This window comes from Stenotrophomonas maltophilia group sp. msm4 (assembly GCF_032025605.1).
GTDB lineage: Bacteria > Pseudomonadota > Gammaproteobacteria > Xanthomonadales > Xanthomonadaceae > Stenotrophomonas > Stenotrophomonas sepilia.
This window is the reverse complement of the sequence record NZ_JAVSKK010000002.1, coordinates 927,141-947,309: the sequence shown is the minus strand read 5'-3', so window position 1 is coordinate 947,309 and position 20,169 is coordinate 927,141. Positions and strand designations below refer to the sequence as shown.

Annotated in this window: 14 protein-coding genes and 1 pseudogene; 14 read left to right on the top strand and 1 reads right to left on the bottom strand. The window is 68.9% G+C overall.

The features are described 5' to 3' along the window. Position 1: 1 nt before the first annotated feature. Complete coding sequence (locus ROV93_RS13620; RefSeq protein ID WP_161820442.1) at positions 2 to 646, bottom strand: TetR/AcrR family transcriptional regulator; 645 nt, start codon at positions 644 to 646, stop codon at positions 2 to 4. A 305-nt stretch (positions 647 to 951) separates the two neighbouring features. Here ROV93_RS13620 and ROV93_RS13615 point away from each other — a divergent pair, with 305 nt between their 5' ends. The 14 genes and pseudogenes from ROV93_RS13615 (at position 952) to ROV93_RS13550 (ending at position 20,161) form a co-directional block, all read left to right on the top strand. Beyond that, positions 952 to 2,688, top strand: a complete 1,737-nt coding sequence (locus ROV93_RS13615; RefSeq protein WP_312540110.1) for an alpha/beta fold hydrolase — start codon at positions 952 to 954, stop codon at positions 2,686 to 2,688. Between the two features lies 1 nt (position 2,689). After that, positions 2,690 to 4,198, top strand: a complete 1,509-nt coding sequence (locus ROV93_RS13610; RefSeq protein WP_237761518.1) for an efflux transporter outer membrane subunit — start codon at positions 2,690 to 2,692, stop codon at positions 4,196 to 4,198. Continuing rightward, the gene (locus ROV93_RS13605) at positions 4,195 to 5,283 is read left to right on the top strand and encodes an HlyD family efflux transporter periplasmic adaptor subunit (protein WP_033474834.1); all 1,089 of its coding nucleotides are present in this window, start codon (positions 4,195 to 4,197) and stop codon (positions 5,281 to 5,283) included. Before ROV93_RS13610 ends, ROV93_RS13605 begins: the two co-directional genes overlap by 4 nt. Before the next feature lie 6 nt (positions 5,284 to 5,289). Further along, positions 5,290 to 8,031 (top strand): ribosome-associated ATPase/putative transporter RbbA, encoded by a 2,742-nt coding sequence (gene rbbA, locus ROV93_RS13600; RefSeq protein ID WP_033474835.1) that lies wholly within the window; start codon positions 5,290 to 5,292, stop codon positions 8,029 to 8,031. A gap of 1 nt (position 8,032) precedes the next feature. Further along, entirely contained in the window at positions 8,033 to 9,163 is a 1,131-nt protein-coding gene (locus ROV93_RS13595; protein WP_033474836.1) for an ABC transporter permease, read from the top strand. A 43-nt stretch (positions 9,164 to 9,206) separates the two neighbouring features. Then, positions 9,207 to 9,659: a hypothetical protein gene (locus ROV93_RS13590; protein ID WP_033474837.1), complete on the top strand. Its 453-nt coding sequence runs from the start codon at positions 9,207 to 9,209 to the stop codon at positions 9,657 to 9,659. A gap of 5 nt (positions 9,660 to 9,664) precedes the next feature. Continuing rightward, a complete protein-coding gene (phbB, locus tag ROV93_RS13585) occupies positions 9,665 to 10,411 on the top strand; it encodes an acetoacetyl-CoA reductase (RefSeq protein WP_033474838.1) in 747 nt (248 codons plus the stop codon). A 68-nt stretch (positions 10,412 to 10,479) separates the two neighbouring features. Next, positions 10,480 to 11,661 carry an acetyl-CoA C-acetyltransferase gene (locus ROV93_RS13580; protein ID WP_033474839.1) on the top strand — a complete coding sequence of 394 codons (1,182 nt, stop codon included), beginning with the start codon at positions 10,480 to 10,482 and terminating at the stop codon, positions 11,659 to 11,661. 22 nt (positions 11,662 to 11,683) lie between these two features. Beyond that, positions 11,684 to 14,170: a DUF3141 domain-containing protein gene (locus ROV93_RS13575; RefSeq protein WP_081044024.1), complete on the top strand. Its 2,487-nt coding sequence runs from the start codon at positions 11,684 to 11,686 to the stop codon at positions 14,168 to 14,170. Positions 14,171 to 14,187: 17 nt separating this feature from the next. Further along, positions 14,188 to 15,114 (top strand): annotated as a pseudogene (locus ROV93_RS13570) (bifunctional enoyl-CoA hydratase/phosphate acetyltransferase); the annotation flags it as partial. Between the two features lie 49 nt (positions 15,115 to 15,163). Then, entirely contained in the window at positions 15,164 to 15,916 is a 753-nt protein-coding gene (locus tag ROV93_RS13565) for an SDR family NAD(P)-dependent oxidoreductase (RefSeq protein WP_033474840.1), read from the top strand. A 17-nt stretch (positions 15,917 to 15,933) separates the two neighbouring features. Continuing rightward, positions 15,934 to 17,136 (top strand): acetate/propionate family kinase, encoded by a 1,203-nt coding sequence (locus ROV93_RS13560; RefSeq protein WP_033474841.1) that lies wholly within the window; start codon positions 15,934 to 15,936, stop codon positions 17,134 to 17,136. 17 nt (positions 17,137 to 17,153) lie between these two features. Next, positions 17,154 to 18,179: a DUF4105 domain-containing protein gene (locus ROV93_RS13555; RefSeq protein ID WP_237761517.1), complete on the top strand. Its 1,026-nt coding sequence runs from the start codon at positions 17,154 to 17,156 to the stop codon at positions 18,177 to 18,179. Then, complete coding sequence (locus tag ROV93_RS13550; protein ID WP_033474844.1) at positions 18,176 to 20,161, top strand: alpha/beta fold hydrolase; 1,986 nt, start codon at positions 18,176 to 18,178, stop codon at positions 20,159 to 20,161. The genes ROV93_RS13555 and ROV93_RS13550 overlap by 4 nt, the downstream gene beginning before the upstream one ends. Positions 20,162 to 20,169 lie beyond the last annotated feature (8 nt).

The following is a 20,169-nucleotide window of genomic DNA, read 5'->3' as shown; positions in this document are numbered from 1 at the left end:
ATTAACGAGGCAAGAGCAGTTCCAGAAACAACTTCTTGTGAAGCTCGTGCATTTTTTTCAGCGACAGGCCCGTTTCTTCAGCGCGCTCGCCCAGCAGCACGCATTTGGCCAGCCAATACACGACAGGGCAAAGCACGATCTCGAAATGTTCTGTCAGCGCGCTTTGACGCATCACTCCCCGGCGTACGCATTCGTCGACCAAGGCCTGCGAACTCGCGCGCATCTTCAACAGGATGTTGGCGTGCCATCGTTCGATGAGGCCGGGTACCCGCTTGCTCTCCGCGATCAGCAACTGGAAGGTCGGAACGGCAAGCGGACTGTCCAGGCGTGCATAGAGCTTGTCGATGTAGGCCTCTGCTATCTCCTGGATCGAGCCATTGGCCTCGGACAGAAACACGCTGAAAGAATCTTCCGTCGTAGGCAAGGCTGCCATCAACAGTTCTTCGAAGACCTGATCCTTGCTGCCGAAGTGCGCATAGACCCCTGACTTCGACATGCCTGCGCGTATGGCGATTCCCTCGACAGTGGTCTTGGTAAACCCATGTGCGAGGAACTCGATCAGTGCAGCATCCAGGATTTCCCGCTTTCGCTCGGCTCCTGGCAAATAACGGCGCCGCCGACCGCCTCGGTGAGACGAGCTACTCAAGATATCTCCCGGCCTAGGCCTGCTTCAACACGCTGCGAAATTGTTGCGGCAATTCTAACGCGGCTCGCCTGGCGCAGTCTCGCCATTCTGCTTTCAGAGCTGCAATCAAGGCAGCACGGAGCTTCACTTCAACGCCCACCCGTGCCGCACCCCTTGTCGTAGAGCGGCCCATGCGTACGCCCACGTGACCGATCGAGCCGCGGATAAGCGCTTCGCATTTGGGGAATTGATGCTATAGTCCAAAACGACGCACGGGTCGTTTCTTGCGTAATTCATTGATCGTCATAGGAAGAGGACGCGTTTTGATGGCGAATGAAGGTGAAGTCTCGATACAGATGGATGCGTTGGCCCGCGCTGTCCAGGCCGCTGCCAGCGCGTCCATCTCGCCGCAGTCTCTCCTGCTGGCGTGGACGGATTGGGCTTCGCATCTGGCCTCCTCGCCGGGCAAGCAGTCCGAGTTGATGTCACTGGCGGCCGAACAGGCGTCCGCGCTTGCCGGCTATCTGCGCGAATGCCTTCTGGCCGGCACGGGAGAAGCCCGCGATTGCATCGAGACACCGGTGCAGGATCGGCGCTTCGCTGCCCCGGAATGGCGCCATTGGCCGTTCAACCTGTTGCATCAGGTCTTTCTGCTCAACCAGCAGTGGTGGTCGCAGGCCACCCATGGCGTATCCGGCGTGGACAAGCACCACGAGAACGTGGTGGCCTTCGCGGCCAGGCAGTGGCTGGACATGCTCTCTCCCGGCAACCACCTGCTGACCAATCCAGAGGCGCTGGCACGTACCGTCGCCGAGGATGGCGCGAACCTGCAGCGCGGCCTGGCGCATCTGCTTGACGACATCGAGCGCTCGCTGGCCAAGCTGCCGCCCGCAGGAGCGGAGGCGTTCGTGGTCGGTCGCGATGTGGCCGCCACGCCGGGCAAGGTGGTGCTGCGCAACCAGTTGATGGAGCTGATCCAGTACGCGCCCTCGACCGAAACGGTGCACCCGGAGCCGGTGCTGGTGATCCCCGCCTGGATCATGAAGTACTACATCCTCGATCTTTCTCCGCACAACTCCCTGATCAAGTATCTGGCAGGCCAGGGCTATACGGTGTTCTGCATCTCCTGGAAGAACCCGGGCCAGGCCGAGCGCGATCTGGGCATGGACGAGTATCTGGAGCAGGGCTTCCATGCAGCGCTGCAGGCCGTCAACGCGATCGTTCCCAAGCGCAAGGTGCACGCCACCGGTTATTGCCTGGGCGGGACGCTGCTGGCGATTGCCGCTGCGGCGATGGCGCGCGATGGCGATGAGCGTCTGGCCTCGTTGAGCCTGTTCACGGCGCAGACCGACTTCAGCGAACCCGGCGAACTCGGGTTGTTCATCGACGAAAGCCAGGTGTCCATGCTGGAAGCGCAGATGGCCGAGGCCGGTTATCTGCGCGGCGACCAGATGGCCGGCGCCTTCCAGATGCTGCGCTCCTATGACCTGCTTTGGTCGAAGATGGTGCAGGAATACCTGCTCGGCGACCGCAGGCCGATGAACGACCTGATGGCCTGGAATGCCGATCTGACCCGGATGCCGGCGAAGATGCATTCGCAGTACCTGCGGCGGCTGTTCCTGGACGACGATCTCAGCGAGGGGCGCTACCCGGTCGGCGGCCGTCCGGTCTCGCTGGGCGACATCGGTCTGCCGACGTTCGCCGTCGGCACGCTCACCGACCACGTCGCGCCCTGGCGCTCGGTGTACAAGCTGCATTACCTCACGCCCACCGAGATCACCTTCGCGCTGACCAGCGGCGGGCACAACGCCGGCATCGTCAGCGAACCGGGCAGGCCCAGACGCAGCTACCGGATCGGTACGCGTGCGGCCGGCGCCAGCTACGTGCCCCCCGACCGTTGGCTGGAGCAGACGCCGGTACAGGACGGGTCGTGGTGGCCGGCCTGGATCGCGTGGCTGCAGGAACGCTCGGGAACGCCCGTCAAGCCGCCCGCGATCGGGGCGCCCTCCAAGGGCTACAAGCCGCAGTACGCGGCGCCGGGCCACTACGTGCTGGAGACATGACATGAACGATATGCCAGCCGTCGCCACAGGTGGCAAGCGCCGTCCGCCGCCGCTGCGGGCCCGGCCGATCCTGGCCAGCACCGCGCTGGCGCTGCTGGCCGGCTGCGCCAGCCTGGCGCCGGAGTATGAACCGCCCGTCGCGCCGGTACCGCAGAGCTATGCGTCCGCCGTGGGCGCATCGACGCCAGGGCGCGAGGATCTGCCGCCCTGGCGCGACTACTTCACCGATCCGCTGCTGCAGCGCCTGATCGAGACGGCGCTGGGCAACAACCGCGACCTGCGCGTCGCCGCGCTCCGGGCCGAGGAAGCCCGGGCCGCATTCCAGATCCAGCGCGCCGATCAATTCCCGGGCCTGGGCCTGGGCGTGCAGGGCGCGCGCGCGCGGGTGCCGGGCGATCTCAACTACTATGGGCAGTCCGTGGTCGGCAGCGAATACCGCGCCGAAGTCGGCCTGAGCAGTTGGGAACTGGACCTGTGGGGCCGCATACGCAACCTGAAGGATGCGGCACTGCAGCAGTGGCTGGCCACCGATGCCGGCCGTCAGGCGGTCGAACTGGCGCTGATCGTCCAGGTCGCCGATGGCTACCTGGGGCTGCGTGAACTGGACGAGCGCGTGGCGATCGCGCGCCGCACCGTGGATTCGCGCGCGGAGTCCTACCGCATCTTCCAGCGCCGCCAGGAAGTCGGCTCGACCTCCCGGCTGGACCTGACCCAGGTGCAGACCCTGTTGACCCAGGCGCAGGCGCTGCTGGCCCAGCTCGAACGCGCGCGCGCCAGCCAGTACCACGCACTGGCCCAGTTGGTCGGCGCCGATCCCGGCGCACTCCCAGCCCGCGCGCCGTTCGACGAGGACACGGTGCTGGCGGCGCTGCAGCCAGGGCTGCCTTCGGACCTGCTGGTCCGTCGCCCAGACCTCATCGCCGCCGAGCATCAGCTGCGTGGCGCCCATGCCAACATCGGCGCCGCGCGCGCGGCGTTCTTCCCGCGCATCGCCCTGACCGGCAGTTGGGGCACGGCCAGCGCCGAGCTCGATGGCCTGTTCGATTCCGGCAGCCGCGCGTGGACCTTTCTGCCGACGCTGTCGCTGCCGATCTTCGACGCGGGCCGTCGCCGCGCCAACCTGGAGCTCAGCGAAGTGCGCCGCGACATCGCGGTGGCCCAGTACGAGAAATCCATCCAGACCGCGTTCCGCGAGGTCGCCGACGCGCTGGCGGCCCGCCACTGGCTGGCCGAGCAGTTGCAGGTGCAGACCGTCGCGCGCCAGGCCCTGGCCGAACGCTCCCGGCTGGCCCAACTGCGCTACGACAACGGCTCGGCCGCCTATCTCGAAGTCCTCGACGCGCAGCGCAACCTGCTGGACGCCGAGCAGCAACTGGTGCAGGTGCGCCGTGCGCTGCTGTCCAGCCAGGTCGCGCTGTACGGCGCGCTCGGAGGCGGGCCTGGCCAGCGCTCCGGTGGCGCTGAAGCAGGCCTTTCCACCCATTCGCAACGGGCGTCGGACATACCATGAGCAAAGCATCGTCCCTTTTTTCCAAGAAACGCATCGTCCCCGCCACGCTGGTCGTCGCCGTCGCGGTGCTGGCCTGGTGGGGCTGGCAGCGCTGGTCCGACCACGGTCCGGGCGAGGGATTCGCCAGCGGCAACGGGCGCATCGAGGCCACCGAGATCGACGTGGCCACCAAGTTGCCCGGCCGGGTGGAGGAGATCCTGGTGCGCGAGGGCGACTTCGTGCAGGCCGGGCAGACGCTGGCGCGGATGCAGACCGACACCCTGCGCGCCCAGTACGACCAGGCCGAGGCCGGGCGGCAACAGGCCGAGCACGGCGTGGCCGCGGCCCAGGCGCAGATCGCGCTGCGGCAGAGCGAGGTGGCCACCGCGCAGGCGCTGGTCGCCCAGCGCGAGGCCGAGCTCGATGCCGCGCGCCGCCGGCTGGCACGTTCGGAGACGCTTTCGGTGGAGGGCGCCTCCTCGGCCCAGGAACTGGACGACGACCGCGCGCGGGCACGCGCCAGCCAAGCGGCGGTCGCGGCGACCCGGGCCCAGGCCGCCGCTGCTCAGGCGGCCGTGCGCGCCGCCGAGGCACAGCTGGTCGGGGCGCAGTCCACGGTCCGCGCGGCCGAGGCCGCGGTGGCGCGGATCCAGGCCGACATCGACGACAGCGCGCTCAAGTCGCCGCGCGCCGGCCGGGTGCAGGTGCGCGTGGCGCAGCCGGGCGAAGTGCTCGGCGCCGGCGGGCGCGTGCTCAACCTGCTCGACCTGTCCGACGTCTACATGACCTTCTTCGTGCCCGAGACCAGCGCCGGCCGCATCGCCATCGGCAGCGAGGTGCGGATCGTGCTCGACGCCGCGCCGCAATACGTGATCCCGGCCACGATCTCCTTCGTCGCCAGCCAGGCCCAGTTCACGCCCAAGACGGTGGAGACCGCCAACGAGCGCCAGAAGCTGATGTTCCGCGTGCGTGCGCAGATTCCCGAGGATCTTCTGCGTCGGCATCTGGAGCAGGTCAAGACCGGAGTGCCCGGGGTGGCCTGGATCCGGCTCGACAGCGACCAGGCCTGGCCCGCCGATCTGGTTGCCAATGTGCCGGTGGAGTAAGCGGACATGACCAAGCCGAACGCGCCCACCGTCGTGCAACTGCAGGGCGTGCGCTTGGACTACGGCAAGGTGTCCGCGCTGGATGGCGTCGATCTGGACATTCCCGCCGGCCGCATGGTCGGCCTGATCGGCCCGGACGGGGTCGGCAAGTCCAGCCTGCTGGCGCTGGTGTCCGGCGCCCGCCGGATCCAGGCCGGCCGCGTCGAGGTGCTGGGCGGTGACATGGCCCGGCGCGGCCACCGCAACGCGGTCTGCCCGCGCATCGCTTACATGCCGCAGGGCCTGGGCCGCAACCTGTATCCGACGCTGTCGGTCGAGGAAAACCTGCAGTTCTTCGCCCGCCTGTTCGGCCACGGCGCGGCCGAGCGCCGCCGCCGCATCGACGAGCTGACCCGGGCCACGGGCCTGTATCCGTTCCTTTCGCGCCCGGCCGGCAAGCTCTCGGGCGGCATGAAGCAGAAGCTCGGGCTGTGCTGCGCGCTGATCCACGACCCCGACCTGCTGCTGCTCGACGAGCCGACCACCGGCGTCGACCCGCTGGCGCGGGCGCAGTTCTGGGACCTGATCGCGCGGATCCGGCGGCAGAGCCCGGAGATGAGCGTGGTCGTGGCCACCGCCTACATGGACGAGGCGCAGCGCTTCGACTGGCTGGTGGCGATGGACGACGGCAAGGTGCTGGCCACCGGCACGCCGGCCGAACTGCTGGCGCGGACCGGCTCGGCTTCGCTGGAAGAGGCCTTCATCGCCCTGTTGCCGGAAGAAAAAACCCGCGACCACCAGCCGGTCGTGATCCCGCCATTGAGCGGCGATGACGGCGACATCGCCATCGAGGCCCAGGACCTGACCATGCGCTTCGGCGACTTCGTGGCGGTCGATCATGTGTCCTTCCGCATCCGCCGCGGCGAGATCTTCGGCTTCCTCGGCTCCAACGGCTGCGGCAAGTCGACCACGATGAAGATGCTGACCGGCCTGCTGCCGGCCAGCGAGGGCCGCGCCTGGCTGTTCGGCAACGAGGTCGACCCGCACGACATCGACACCCGCCGCCGGGTGGGCTACATGTCACAGGCGTTCTCGCTGTACTCCGAACTGACCGTGCAGCAGAACCTGGTGTTGCATGCGCGCCTGTTCAAGGTGCCCGAGGACGACATCCCGGCGCGGGTGCAGGAGATGGTCGAACGCTTCGGCCTGGAGGCGGTCGTGCACAGCCTGCCCGCCAGCCTGCCGATGGGCGTGCGCCAGCGCCTGTCGCTGGCGGTGGCGATGGTGCACAAGCCGGAGCTGCTCATCCTCGACGAGCCGACCTCGGGCGTGGACCCGGTCGCGCGCGATGCGTTCTGGCGCCTGCTGGTGGAGCTGTCGCGGCGCGACCGGGTGACGATCTTCATCTCCACCCACTTCATGAACGAGGCCGAGCGCTGCGACCGCATGTCGATGATGCATGCGGGCAAGGTGCTCGACAGCGATGCCCCGGCCGCGCTGGTGGCCAAGCGCGGTGCGCAGACACTGGAAGAGGCCTTCATCGGCTATCTGGTCGAGGCCGGCGGCGGCACGCCCGGGCAGACCGGCGACGACGCGGCGCCCGCGCAGCCCCGCGCCGATGGCCATCGTGACGCCCGTCGCAAGCCTTTCAGCCTGCAGCGCATGATCAGCTACGTCTGGCGCGAAGCGCTGGAACTGCAGCGCGATCCGGTGCGCGCCACGCTGGCGCTGGTCGGTTCGCTGCTGCTGATGTTCGTGGTCGGCTATGGCATCAGCCTGGACGTGGAGGATCTGCGCTACGCGGTGCTCGACCATGACCAAACCAGCCTCAGCCGCAGCTACGCGATGAGCCTGGAAGGCTCGCGCTACTTCATCGAACGCGCGCCGCTGGCCGACTACGAGGAGCTGGACCGACGCATGCGCAGCGGTGAGCTGGCGCTGGCCATCGAGATCCCGCCGGGCTTCGCCCGCGACGTGCTGCGTGGCAACAGCGTCCAGGTCGGTGCCTGGTTCGACGGCGCCATGCCCACCCGCGCCGAGACCATCCAGGGTTACCTGCAGGGCATCCACCTGCATTGGCTGGCCGAGCAGGCGCGCGAGCGCTTCGGCATGCAGCTGGCCAGCCCGATCGCCATCGAATCGCGCTACCGCTACAACCCCGACGTGCGCAGCCTGCCGGCGATGGTGCCGGCGGTGGTGCCGCTGTTGCTGCTGATCCTGCCGGCGATGCTCACGGCGCTCGCCGTGGTGCGCGAGAAGGAGAGCGGCTCGATCACCAACCTCTACGTCACCCCGGTCACCCGCAGCGAGTTCCTGCTGGGCAAGCAACTGCCCTACGTGGCCCTGGCGATGCTCAACTTCCTGGCCATGGCGCTGCTGGCGGTCACCGTGTTCGGCGTGCCGATCACCGGCAGCTTCCTGGCGCTGACGCTGGCGGCGCTGATCTTCACCACGGTATCCACCGGTTTCGGGCTGCTGGCCTCCACGGTCACCCGCAGCCAGATCGCCTCGATGTTCCTGGTGGTGGTGGGCACGGTCATTCCGGTGACCCAGTTCGCCGGTCTGGTCGACCCGATCTCCTCGCTCGAAGGCGTCGGCCGGGTGGTGGGCGAAACCTATCCGGCCAGCCACATGATCGCGATCAGCCGCGGTGTGTTCAGCAAGGCGCTGCACCTGCGCGACCTGGGCGGCGCGCTGTGGCCGCTGCTGCTGGCCGTGCCGGTAGTGCTGGGGTTGGCCATCGCCCTGACCCGCAAACAGGAGCGCTGACGTGAAACTCCCCCACCTGGCCAACGTCTATCGCCTGGGCATCAAGGAGCTGTGGAGCCTGGCGCGCGACCCGATCCTGCTGGTGCTGATCGCCTACGTGTTCACCGTGTCGATCCACACCGCCGCCACGGCCATGCCCGAGAGCCTGCACAACGCGCCGATCGCCATCGTCGACGAGGACCGCTCGGCGCTGTCGCAACGCATCGCCTCGGCGTTCTATCCCCCGCAGTTCTCGCCGCCGGCGATGATCTCGCTGGGCGAGGTCGATCCCGGCATGGACTCGGGCGCCTACACCTTCGTGCTCGACATCCCGCCCAATTTCCAGCGCGACGTGCTGGCCGGCCGGCAACCCGCGCTGCAGCTCAACATCGATGCCACCCGCATGAGCCAGGCCTTCACCGGCAACAGCTACGTGCAGCAGATCATCAACCTGGAGGTCAACGAGTTCGTGCGGCGCCAGCGCGGCAGCACCGCGATGCCGATCGAACTGGCGCTGCGCGCGCGCTTCAATCCGTCGCTGGACAAGACCTGGTTCGGCGGGCTGATGCGGATCATCAACAACGTCACCATGCTCTCGATCATCCTCACCGGCGCGGCGCTGATCCGCGAGCGCGAGCACGGCACCATCGAACACCTGCTGGTGATGCCGGTCACCCCGGCCGAGATCATGCTGTCCAAGGTCTGGTCGATGGGGCTGGTGGTGCTGGTGACCGCCTTCGTCTCGCTCAACCTGGTGGTGCGGGGTCTGCTGGGCGTGCCGATCGAAGGTTCGCTGGCGCTGTTCGTGGTCGGCGCGGCGCTGTGCCTGTTCGCGACCACCTCGCTGGGCATCTTCCTGGCCACGCTGGCGCGCAACATGCCGCAGTTCGGCATGTTGATGGTGCTGGTGCTGGTCCCGCTGCAACTGCTGTCGGGCTCGATGACCCCGCGCGAGAGCATGCCGCAGTTGGTGCAGGACATCATGCTGGCCGCGCCCACCACGCATTTCGTGGAACTGGCCCAGGCCATCCTCTACCGCGGCGCCGGCATCGGCGTGGTCTGGAAGCCCTTCCTGGCCCTGGCGCTGATCGGTTCGGCCCTGTTCGCGCTCGCGCTCACCCGTTTCCGCAGGACCATCAGCCAGATGGCCTGAATCCGTCCCTGACTCGGGACTTCCACTCAGTGAGGCACTACCCATGACCACCGAAACGCTTCCCCTGAACCTCCTCAAGGCCAACGCCGAACTGCAGTTGCGCCTGACTCGCTTGCTGCAGGAAAGCAGCCATCAATGGCTGGACTCGGTGAAGGAGGCCAGTTCGCAGGGGATCGCGGAAACCTCGGCCGAGATCGAAGGCGTGCTGCGTTCGGCAAACTGGCAGGCACTGGCGTCGTTGCCGCCTGAAGCCTTCTGGCGTCAGTTCCAGGGCCGCGTTGCGCACGTGCAGACGTTCCAACAGGTCGCGATCAAGAACCAGGCGGCCTTCACGTCGGGACTGCAGCAGGCCATCGAGAGCTGGCACAAGGCCGTGAGCAGCGCGCTCGGCAGCGACAACTCCGCGTCGCCCTTCGCCGACGTCTTCAAGCAGTGGAATGCCTTGTGGTCGCAGACGACCGAGGCCACCCAGCGCAAGGCGCCCAAGGGAGACTGATCGGAATGGGCAGCACAACACATACTGCGCTGGTCACTGGCGGCATGGGAGGGCTGGGCGAGGCCGTCGCCCGCCATCTGCACGATGCCGGACATACGGTGCTGGTCACCCACGCCCGCAGCGACGAAGCCGCCAACCTGTGGCTGCGCAAAGAGGCCGATGCCGGTTACACCTTCCAGTGCTACGACGTGGATGTGGCCGACTGGGCTTCGACCCAGGCCATGGCCGAGCGCATCGCCGCCGACGGGCATGTGGTGGACATCCTGGTCAACAACGCCGGCATCACCCGTGACGCGACCTTCCGCAAGCTGAGCAAGGAGAACTGGGACGCGGTGCTCCGGGTCAACCTGGACTCGATGTACAACGTCACCAAGGTGTTCATCGACGGCATGCTCGAACGCGGCTGGGGCCGCATCATCAACATCTCCTCGATCAACGGCTCCAAGGGCCAGTTCGGCCAGACCAACTACTCGGCGGCCAAGGCCGGCATTCACGGCTTCACCAAGGCGCTGGCCCAGGAGGTGGCGCGCAAGGGCATCACCGTCAACACCATCTCGCCAGGCTACCTGGCCACGCAGATGGTGATGGCCGTGCCCGAGGACGTGCGCAACCAGATCATCGCTGGCATCCCGGTCGGTCGCCTGGGTGAACCGGACGAGATCGCCGCGCTGATCGGCTTCGTCGCCGGCGATGCCGCCGGCTTCCTCACCGGCAGCAACCTGTCCATCAACGGCGGCCAGCACATGTACTGACGCCGCGCCCGCCGCGGCGCCGGTCGCGCCGGCGGTCAGGCGCCCTCCCGCAAAGAAAAGGACATGAGATGAGCAACGACATTGCAATCCTGGCGGCCACCCGCACCGCCATCGGCAGTTTCCAGGGCACGCTGTCCGGCCTGCCGGCCCACGCCCTGGGCGCGGCGCTGATCCGCGGCATCGTCGAGAAGACCGGCATCGCGCCCGCGGAGATCGACGAGGTCGTCCTGGGCCAGATCCTCACCGCCGGCAGCGGCCAGAACCCGGCGCGCCAGGCCGCGATCGCGGCGGGCCTGCCGCACACGGTGCCGGCGCTGAGCCTCAACAAGGTCTGCGGCTCGGGCCTGAAGGCCGTGCACCTGGCCGCGCAGGCGATTGCCCTGGGCGACGCCGACCTGGTCCTGGCCGGCGGCCAGGAGAGCATGAGCCTGGCGCCCTACGTGCTGCCCAAGGCGCGCACCGGCCTGCGCCTGGGCCATGCGCAACTGGAGGACAGCCTGATCCGCGACGGCCTGTGGGACGCCTTCAATGACTACCACATGGGCATCACCGCCGAGAACCTGGCCGAGCGCTACGGCATCACCCGCGCGCAGCAGGACGCCTTCGCCGCCGACTCGCAGCGCAAGGCCGCCGAGGCCATCGCAGCCGGCCGCTTCCAGGACGAGATCACCCCGATATCAATCCCGCAGCGCAAGGGTGACCCGGTGCTGTTCGACACCGACGAGCAGCCGCGCGCCGGCACCACCGCCGAGGCGCTGGCCAAGCTGCGCCCTGCGTTCAAGAAGGACGGCACGGTCACCGCCGGCAACGCTTCCACGATCAACGACGGCGCCGCGGTGCTGCTGCTGGCCAGTGCGCAGAAGGCCGAGGCACTGGGCCTGCCGGTGCTGGCATGGATCCGCGGCTATGCCAGCGCCGGCGTGGACCCGGCGGTCATGGGCATCGGCCCGGTGCCGGCCACGCAGAAGACGCTGAACAAGGCGGGCTGGCGCATCGGCGATCTCGACCTGATCGAGGCCAACGAGGCCTTCGCCGCGCAGGCGCTGGCGGTGAACCAGGAACTGGGCTGGGACACGGCCAGGGTCAACGTCAACGGTGGCGCGATCGCGCTGGGGCACCCGATCGGCGCGTCCGGTGCGCGCATCCTGGTCACCCTGGTCCACGAACTGATCCGCCGCGATGCCCGCAAGGGCCTGGCCACGCTGTGCATCGGCGGTGGCCAGGGCGTGGCCATCGCCATCGAACGCTGATCCCGACGCAGGCCCCGACGACATGAGCGACGATCGCGCCCCCCACAAGACGACCGGGAACATCCCCGCAGACTGGCCGACCGACCCGCTGCGGCTGGGTGCCGCCGCGGCCGAATACACCATCGACGCCTGGCAGCGCGGCCTGCTGTATGCCGACGTACGCCGCCAGCGCGGCAACCAGTACCAGGCGCACCTGCGCGAGCGCGTGCCCAACGTGCTCGACTTCGAGGCCGAACTGGTGCTCTCCGGCCTGGACCTGCCGCGCCCGGTCAACTACGGGCTGGCGCGCATCGTGCCCGGCGCCGGAACCCCGGTCGACCCGGCCAAGCGCCCCTTCGTCGTGGTCGACCCGCGCGCCGGCCACGGCCCGGGCATCGGTGGCTTCAAGCCCGACAGCGAGATCGGTGCGGCGATGAAGGCCGGTCATCCGTGCTACTTCGTCGGCTTCCTGCCCGACCCGGTGCCGGGGCAGACGGTCGAGGACGTGATGCGCGCCGAGGCCGCGTTCGTGCGCAAGGTCGGCGAACTGCATCCGGGCAACGGCAAGCCCGTGGTGATCGGCAACTGCCAGGCCGGCTGGCAGGTGCTGATGACCGCGGCGGTCTGGCCGGAGCTGTTCGGGCCGATCATCCTGGCCGGCGCGCCGGTCTCGTACTGGGCCGGCGACAACCCGATGCGCTACGGCGGCGGCCTGACCGGCGGCAGCTGGTTGACCGCACTGACCAGCGACATCGGCGCCGGGCGCTTCGACGGCGCCTGGCTGGTGCAGAACTTCGAGCACCTGGACCCGGCCAACACCCTGTGGAAGAAGCAGTACCACCTGTACGCCAACATCGACACCGAGGCCGACCGCTACCTGGGCTTCGAGAAGTACTGGGGCGGCTACGTCTTCCTCAACGACGTGGAGATGCAGTACATCGTCGACAACCTGTTCATCGGCAACAAGCTGGCCACCGCCGAGCTGCTGACCTCCGACGGCGTGCGCGTGGACCTGCGCAACATACGCTCGCCGATCGTGGTGTTCTGCTCCTACGGCGACAACATCACCCCGCCCGGCCAGGCGCTGGGCTGGATCACCGACCTGTACCGCGACAAGGACGACCTGGTCGCCCACGACCAGACCATCGTCTACGCCACCCACGACAGCATCGGCCATCTGGGGATCTTCGTCTCGGCCAGCGTCGGTCGCAAGGAACACCGCGAGTTCGCCGCCAACATCGACATCATCGACCTGCTGCCGTCCGGGATTTACCGCGCCGAGGTCGAGGACCGTCCCGACGGCGTGCCGGCGGGCGAGCTCGACGACGCCGAGTACCTCATGCGCATCCGCGGCAGCAGCCTGGAGGAGGTCGGCCAGATCGTGCGACCCGATCCCGCGTCCGACCGCCGCTTCGCGGCTGCCGCGCGCCTGTCGGAGATCCACCTGGCGCTGTACCGCAACACGCTGCAACCCTGGATCCGGGCGATCTCCACGCCCTGGTCGGCGCGCTGGCTGCAGGCGCTGCAGCCGCTGCGGGTCGGCTTCGAGTGGTGGTCGGACCAGCATCCACTGGCCGTGCCGGTCGCCGCCGCCGCCGAACAGATCCGCAAGGAGCGTGCGCCGGCCGCCGCGGGCAACCCCTTCCTGCTGGCGCAGGAGCGCCTGTCCGAGACGATCGTGCAGGCGCTGGATCAGTTCCGGGACCATCGCGACGCCTTGCAGGGACGCCTGTTCGAGCTGATCTTCGGCTCGCCCCTGTTGCAGGCGCTGGCCGGGCAGACCCTGTACCAGCCGCAGCCGCCCAGGACGCATCCGGGCGATTCGCCCGAGCACCGCGCCTTCCTGGCCGGCGAGCTGGCACGGCTGGAGGCCGACCTGGACCGGGGCGGGCTGGCCGAGGCGGTGATCCGCGGCCTGTTCTTCGTGCTCAAGACCCGCGGCGAGGCCGACGGACGCCATTTCCGCCATGCCTGGGAACTGCTGCAGCCGCGCCTTGACCGCCCCGACCTGGGCGTGCCGGACCTGGCGAGGTTCCGCGAACTGGTGCGCCGGCAGGGCCTGCTGGTCTGGCGCGACGGCGAGGCCGCACTGGCGGCGATCCCGCGCCTGCTGGCCGGCACGCCACCCGACATCATCCACCGCGCCAGCGACATCATCGCCGGTCTGGTGGAACTGGCCGGCAGCCTGTCTGCCCAGGAGCAGGCCAGCCTGCGACGCGTGCTCGACCTGTTCGCACACGCCGCGCAAGCGGCGACCGCTGCGGCCGCGCCGGCCGCCTCGGTGCCGGTGACACCTGCCCATGCGCCCAGCGTGCCTGCGAAGGTCGGCAAGGCCGCCACCGCCAAAGCGGCTTCCGCGGCAAAGCACGCGCCGCGTCCCGGGACTGCGCAGACGCGAAAGCGCGGCACCACGGCAGGCGCTGCAGTCCCATCGGGGACTGCTGGCGAGCCCGCCACCCGTCCCGGCCCCTCCGGTTCGCCTGGGCGTCCCGGCAAGAAGGCCACCGGCAAGAAAGGAAACCGCCCATGACCGCGACAACCGGCCAGGCCGCCGGCAACGAAGGCCTGCTGCACCTGCTCGCCCACGTCGCGGGCAAGTCGGCGATCCGGGTCGCAGTGGTGCATCCCTGCGATGCCTTGAGCCTGTCGGCGACCCTGGAGGCGAGGGCGGAGGGATTGATCGAGCCCATCCTGGTCGCCCCGCGCCCGAAACTGGAAGCGGTCGCCGGGCAGGCCGGCCTGGAGCTGGCCGGCCTGGCCATCGAGGACGTGCCGCACAGCCACGCCGCCGCCGCGCGCGCGGTCGAACTGGCCCGCGAGGGACAGGTCGAGGCCCTGATGAAAGGCAGCCTGCATACCGACGAACTGATGTCGGCAGTGGTGTCCTCCACCACCGGGCTGCGTACCAAGCGCCGGGTCAGCCATTGTTTCGTATTGCAGACGCCGCAGTATCCGCGCCCCTTCATCGTCACCGATGCGGCCATCAACCTGGCCCCGGACCTGCTGCAGAAAGCCGACATCGTCCGCAATGCCATCGAACTGGCGCAGGTCATCGGCGTGGCCGAGCCCAAGGTCGCCATCCTGGCGGCGGTCGAGACCGTCAACCAGGCGATGCCGGCCACGCTGGACGCCGCCGCGCTGTGCAAGATGGCCGACCGGGGCCAGATCACCGGCGGCGTGCTCGACGGGCCGCTGGCTTTCGACAACGCGGTGTCGATCGCCGCCGCGCGTACCAAGGGCATCGCCTCGCCGGTGGCCGGGCAGGCCGACGTGCTGGTGGTGCCCGACCTGGAGAGCGGCAACATGCTCGCCAAGCAACTCATCTACCTGGGCAACGCGGAGAGCGCCGGCGTCGTGCTCGGTGCCAAAGTGCCGATCATCCTGACCAGCCGTGCCGACAGCCGCGAAACGCGCCTGGCCTCCTGCGCGATCGCCCTGCTGCTGGCGCACCGCTACCGGCAGATCCCGCCCTGAACAACGGCCCCCGATGCCGACGACGGTTCCATCAAACGAAGGAGATGACATGAAATACACATTCCAGGGTGACGTGGTGCTGGTCAGCGGCGCCGGCTCGGGCATCGGCGAGGCCACCGCCAGGCTGCTGGCCGCCAACGGCCTGCGTGTGGTGGTCTCGGACATCGACGCCGGCACCGCCGGGCGCGTGGCCGGGGCCATCGTCGCCGACGGCGGCACCGCCGTGGCCCACGCCGGCGACGTCTCGCGCCCAGAGGACGCCGAATCGGCGGTGGCGCTGGCCGTGCGCGAATTCGGCGCGCTGCAGCTGGCGTTCAACAATGCCGGCATCGGTGCCCCGTTCAAGCCGGCCGGTGAACTCACCACCGAGGAATGGCGCCGGGTCATCGACATCAACCTCAGCGGCGTGCAGTACGGCCTGCGCTACCAGATCCCGGCGATCCTGGCCGCCGGCGGCGGCGCCATCGTCAACATGTCCTCGATCCTCGGCCTGGTCGGCGACGCCGGCGCCCCGGCCTACGTGGCCGCCAAGCACGGCGTGACCGGCCTGACCCGCTCGGCCGCGCTGGCCTATGCCAGCCAGGGCGTGCGCATCAACTCGATCCACCCCGGCTACGTGGAGACGGCGATCCTGGCCAACCTGGACGGCGCCACGCGGCAGGCGCTGGTGGCCAAGCACGCGATCGGCCGGCTTGGCCGCGCCGAGGAGATCGCCCATGCCGTCGCCTTCCTGCTGTCCGATGGCGCCAGCTTCCTGGCCGGCAGCGCGCTGGTCGCCGACGGCGGCTACACCGCCGCCTGAACGCAGGCCGCATATCCATGTCCGAACCCACCCGAGACGTCCTGCTGGTGCTCAACTGCGGCTCGTCGAGCATCAAGTTCGCCGTGTTCGATGCCGGCGCCGTGCCGCTGCCGCGCAGGCCGCTGTGGAACGGCAAGGTGCAGGGCATCGGCGGGCCGGCGCCGGATTTCGGCGAGACCGACGTGGCGCCGTTCCCGATCGAACTGGGCCCGGACCACCCCTACCGCGACGCGCTGGCGCTGATCCGGCAGCGCGTCCTGGCCCGGCTCGACGGGCGCGGCGTGGCCGCGATCGCGCACCGCGTGGTCCACGGCGGTAGCAAGTACTTCGACCCGGTGCGCGTCGATGCCCAGGTGCTGGCCGACCTCAAGGGCTACATCCCGCTGGCGCCGCTGCACCAGCCGTTCGCGCTGGAGGCCATCGAGATCCTGCTGCGCGAGCGCCCGGACATCGCCCAGGTCGCCTGCTTCGACACCGGCTTCCACCACACCCTGCCAGTGGTCGAGCAGATGCTGCCGCTGCCCTGGGATGCGTGGCAGCGCGGACTGCGGCGCTATGGCTTCCACGGCCTGTCCTACGCCTACATGGCCGCGGTCCTGGGCGAGCGCCACGGTGCCGTCGCGCATGGACGCACCATCGTTGCTCACCTGGGCAGCGGCGCGAGCCTGTGCGCGATGCAGGATCTGCGGAGCGTGGCCACCACCATGGGCTTCTCGGCGCTGGACGGGTTGATGATGGGCACCCGTACCGGCGTGCTGGACCCGGGCGCGGTGCTGTATCTGATGGAGATCGAGAAGCTGTCGCTGGAAGAGGTCGGCCGCATCCTCTACCACCGCTCCGGCCTGCTCGGCGTGTCGGGAATCTCGGCCGAGCCGCGCGTGATCGTGCAGCACGAAGGCGACGATGGCGAACGCGGCGAGCGTGCCCGCATCGCACTCGCGCTGTACGTGCGCCGCATCGTGCGCGAGATCGGTGCGCTCACCGCCGTGCTCGGCGGGCTCGACCTGCTGGTGTTCACCGCTGGCGTCGGCGAGCACAACGCTTTTGTACGCGAGCGCGTCTGCCGCGCGCTGGGCTTCCTCGGCGTGCAACTCGACGACCAAGCCAACGCCGCCGACGCAGCGTTGATCTCCACTTCCGACAGCCCCGTGCGGGTCGCGGTGGAGCCGACCAACGAGGAGTGGATCGCCGCCGGCCATGCACTTCAAGTGGCCGGGTGAGTGGCGCCGCCATGCCCGTGAGCCATCGAGTCGGCAACCGTTTCCGGCGACTCCGGGCGATCTGCCTCGCGCTGGTGGTGCCGCTGCTGGCAGCCTGGGGCGCGTTGGCGCTGTGGTTCCAGGGTCCGGGGACACCGCCGGTACGCGGTTCGCTGGCCGCGCTGTGGTGTGTCGCCTGTGGCGTATCGCTGGGCCTGCGTCTTCGCGCACGCGCACCGCTCGCCATCCCGTTGCTGGTCCTGGCCACCGCGCTCCTGCTGGGCTGGTGGCAGACGCTGGCGCCATCGCACGAGCGCGACTGGGCCGATGACGTCGATCGCCTGCTGCGGGCAGAGATATCCGGCTCGCAGGTGGTGCTGCACGATGTCCGCAACTTCGACTGGCGCGACGAAGGCGACTACACCGCACGCTGGGAAACCCGCAGCTACGATCTCGACCGGCTGGTCTCCGCCGATCTGATCCTGTCGTACTGGATGGGGCCGCACGTCGCGCACACCCTGGTGTCGTTCGGTTTCGACGACGGGCGCCAACTCGTGTTCTCGCTGGAGATCCGCAAGGAACGCGGCGAGTCCTTCTCCGCCCTGGGCGGCCTGTTCCGCAAGTTCGAGGCCGTGCTGATCGCCGCCGACGAGAACGACATCGTCCGGGTGCGGACCAATGTGCGCGGCGAGGACGTCTACCTGTATCGGCTCGACCTGGCGCCGGAAGCGCTGCGCAGCGCCTTCCTTGGCTATCTCGAGCAGGCCGACGACATTCGCCGCCGGCCGCGCTTTTACAACACCCTGACCAGCAACTGCACGACCATCGTGTTCGGGCTAGCCAAGCGCCTGTCGCCGTCGTTGCCGCCGGACTACCGGCTGTTGCTGTCGGGGCATTTCGCCCGCTATGCCCACGATCACCAGGGCCTGGTGCCGGGGTACGACTTTCGGACGCTGCACGCGCGCGGCCACATTGTGGCGCGCGCGCAGGCTTTCGCGGGTACCGCGGAGGATTTCCCGAAAGCCATCCGGCATGGCGTTCCAGGCACGGAGCCTTCCCGATGACCCGGCATGCACGCTCCCTCCGCCTCGTGCTGCTGGCGACCGTGGTGCTGCCGCTGTTCAACGGTTGCGCCGTGTACCGCGAACTGCAGCCGGCGGTCAGATTCGACCCGATGAGCGCGGGCGAGTACATTGCGATGCAGCGCGGCGACATCCTCACCACCGGCAGGCTCAGTGCCGCAACCGTGCAGACGCTGCGCGTGGCGGGGCTCGATGCGTGCTGCAGCCAACCTTCGCTGGGCTGCATCGACGCGGCGGCGCAGCAGACCACGCTGTCCGACGAGCAGCGCCTGTCGGCGCTGTCCGAGCTTTGGCTGCAAGCGGCCATGCAGACGCCATCGGACGCTGCGCACGCCGAAGCGCGCATGCAGGCCTGGATGGAAAGCGCCCGCCACGCCTACGCCTATCTGTTCTTCACCCGGCGCGATCCCAGTGAACGCGCATTCGAGGATCGCCAGACTCAGGCACGCGACTGGTACAACCACGCGGTCCAGCAGGCCTCGACCCTGCTGTTCGACGTGCTGGACGAGCAGGGGCGCATCCATGCGGCGCAGGACGTCCCGCGCAACGATCAGCCAATCGCCTACGCCGGCTGGAATCTGCATCTGGACCTTAGCGGCATCCGTCTTCCCGAGGGCACACGACTGCCGCACGAACTCCTGCCCGCCAGGCAGTTGGCCTTCACCGGTCTGCGCAACACGTGGCGCCGCGACGGCTTCGGCGCCGAACTGGTCGCCTCGGTCGAACCCGCCGTTCGCCTGCCCGACAAAGCCGGGCGACCTGCGCCCTCCCTCGACGGCGACGGGGCCGCAGCGCGCGGCTGGAGCGAAATGCCGTCCCCCGGTGTCACCGCACTGTTTCGCTTCCAGGGCGATGACCTGGACGGCGTGCTCGGCACCCGGACGGTACTCGTCAGCGCCCATGACCCTTACCTGCAGGACAGCATCGCCTTGCAGGGCCAACGGGTTCCCCTGGCCGCCAACTTCACCGCCGGCTACGGCCTGTGGCTTGCTCGATCCGGCTTCAATCGGCAGTCCTTGCGCACCCTGTTCGGTCGCGGCGAGGGCATCGAGCGACCGCACCTGTACCTGCTGCAACCATGGGATCCGAACCGTCGCATCGTCCTGCTGCTGCACGGCCTGGCGAGCAGCCCGGAGGCCTGGGTGGACGTGGCCAACGAACTGCAGGCCGACCACGATGTGCGGGAGCACTTCCAGATCTGGCTGGCCTACTACCCCACCAACATGCCGATCGTCCTCAACCACGCGTGGCTGCGCGAGTCGGTGAGCAACACGCTGGCCCACCTGGATCCGCAGGGAACGGCCGCCGCCTCCCAGAACATGGTCCTGGTCGGGCACAGCATGGGCGGGGTCATCGCGCGGCTGATGGTGTCCTCGGCCGACCAGAAGCTGTGGAACTGGGCGGTCGAGCAAAGCGGATTGGACTCGGAGCGAATCGAACGACTGCGCCCGCGCGTGGACGCGGCCCTGCGCTTCGAGCCGATGGACAACGTCGGGCGGGCCGTCTTCATCGCCGCCCCGCACCGGGGCACCCCCGTTGCCGCGGACCGGTTGGCCCGGCTCGCCTCGCGAATGGTGCGCATGCCACTGACGGTGCTGGAAAGCCTGTCCGAAATGGCCCAGGGCGTCCCGCGCGAACAGGCACTGGAACGCCTCTCGCTGCTGCCCAACAGCATCGACAACCTGCGCGAGGACGATGCCTTCATGCGAGCGGCCGCCGACCTGCCGATCTCCGCCCGCGTGTCCTACCACTCGATCATCGCCCGCCGCGACCCCGCCGTCAGCCTGGCCGCATCCGACGACGGCCTGGTGCCGTATCGCAGCGCGCACCTGCCGGGCGCCCTGTCCGAAAGGGTGATCGACGCCGACCACAGCGTGCAGGGCACCGCGCAATCCGTCCTCGAACTTCTCCGCATCCTGCGCGAAGACATGGCCATGCATGGCAAATCGTTCCCACCACCGTAGCAGCGCTC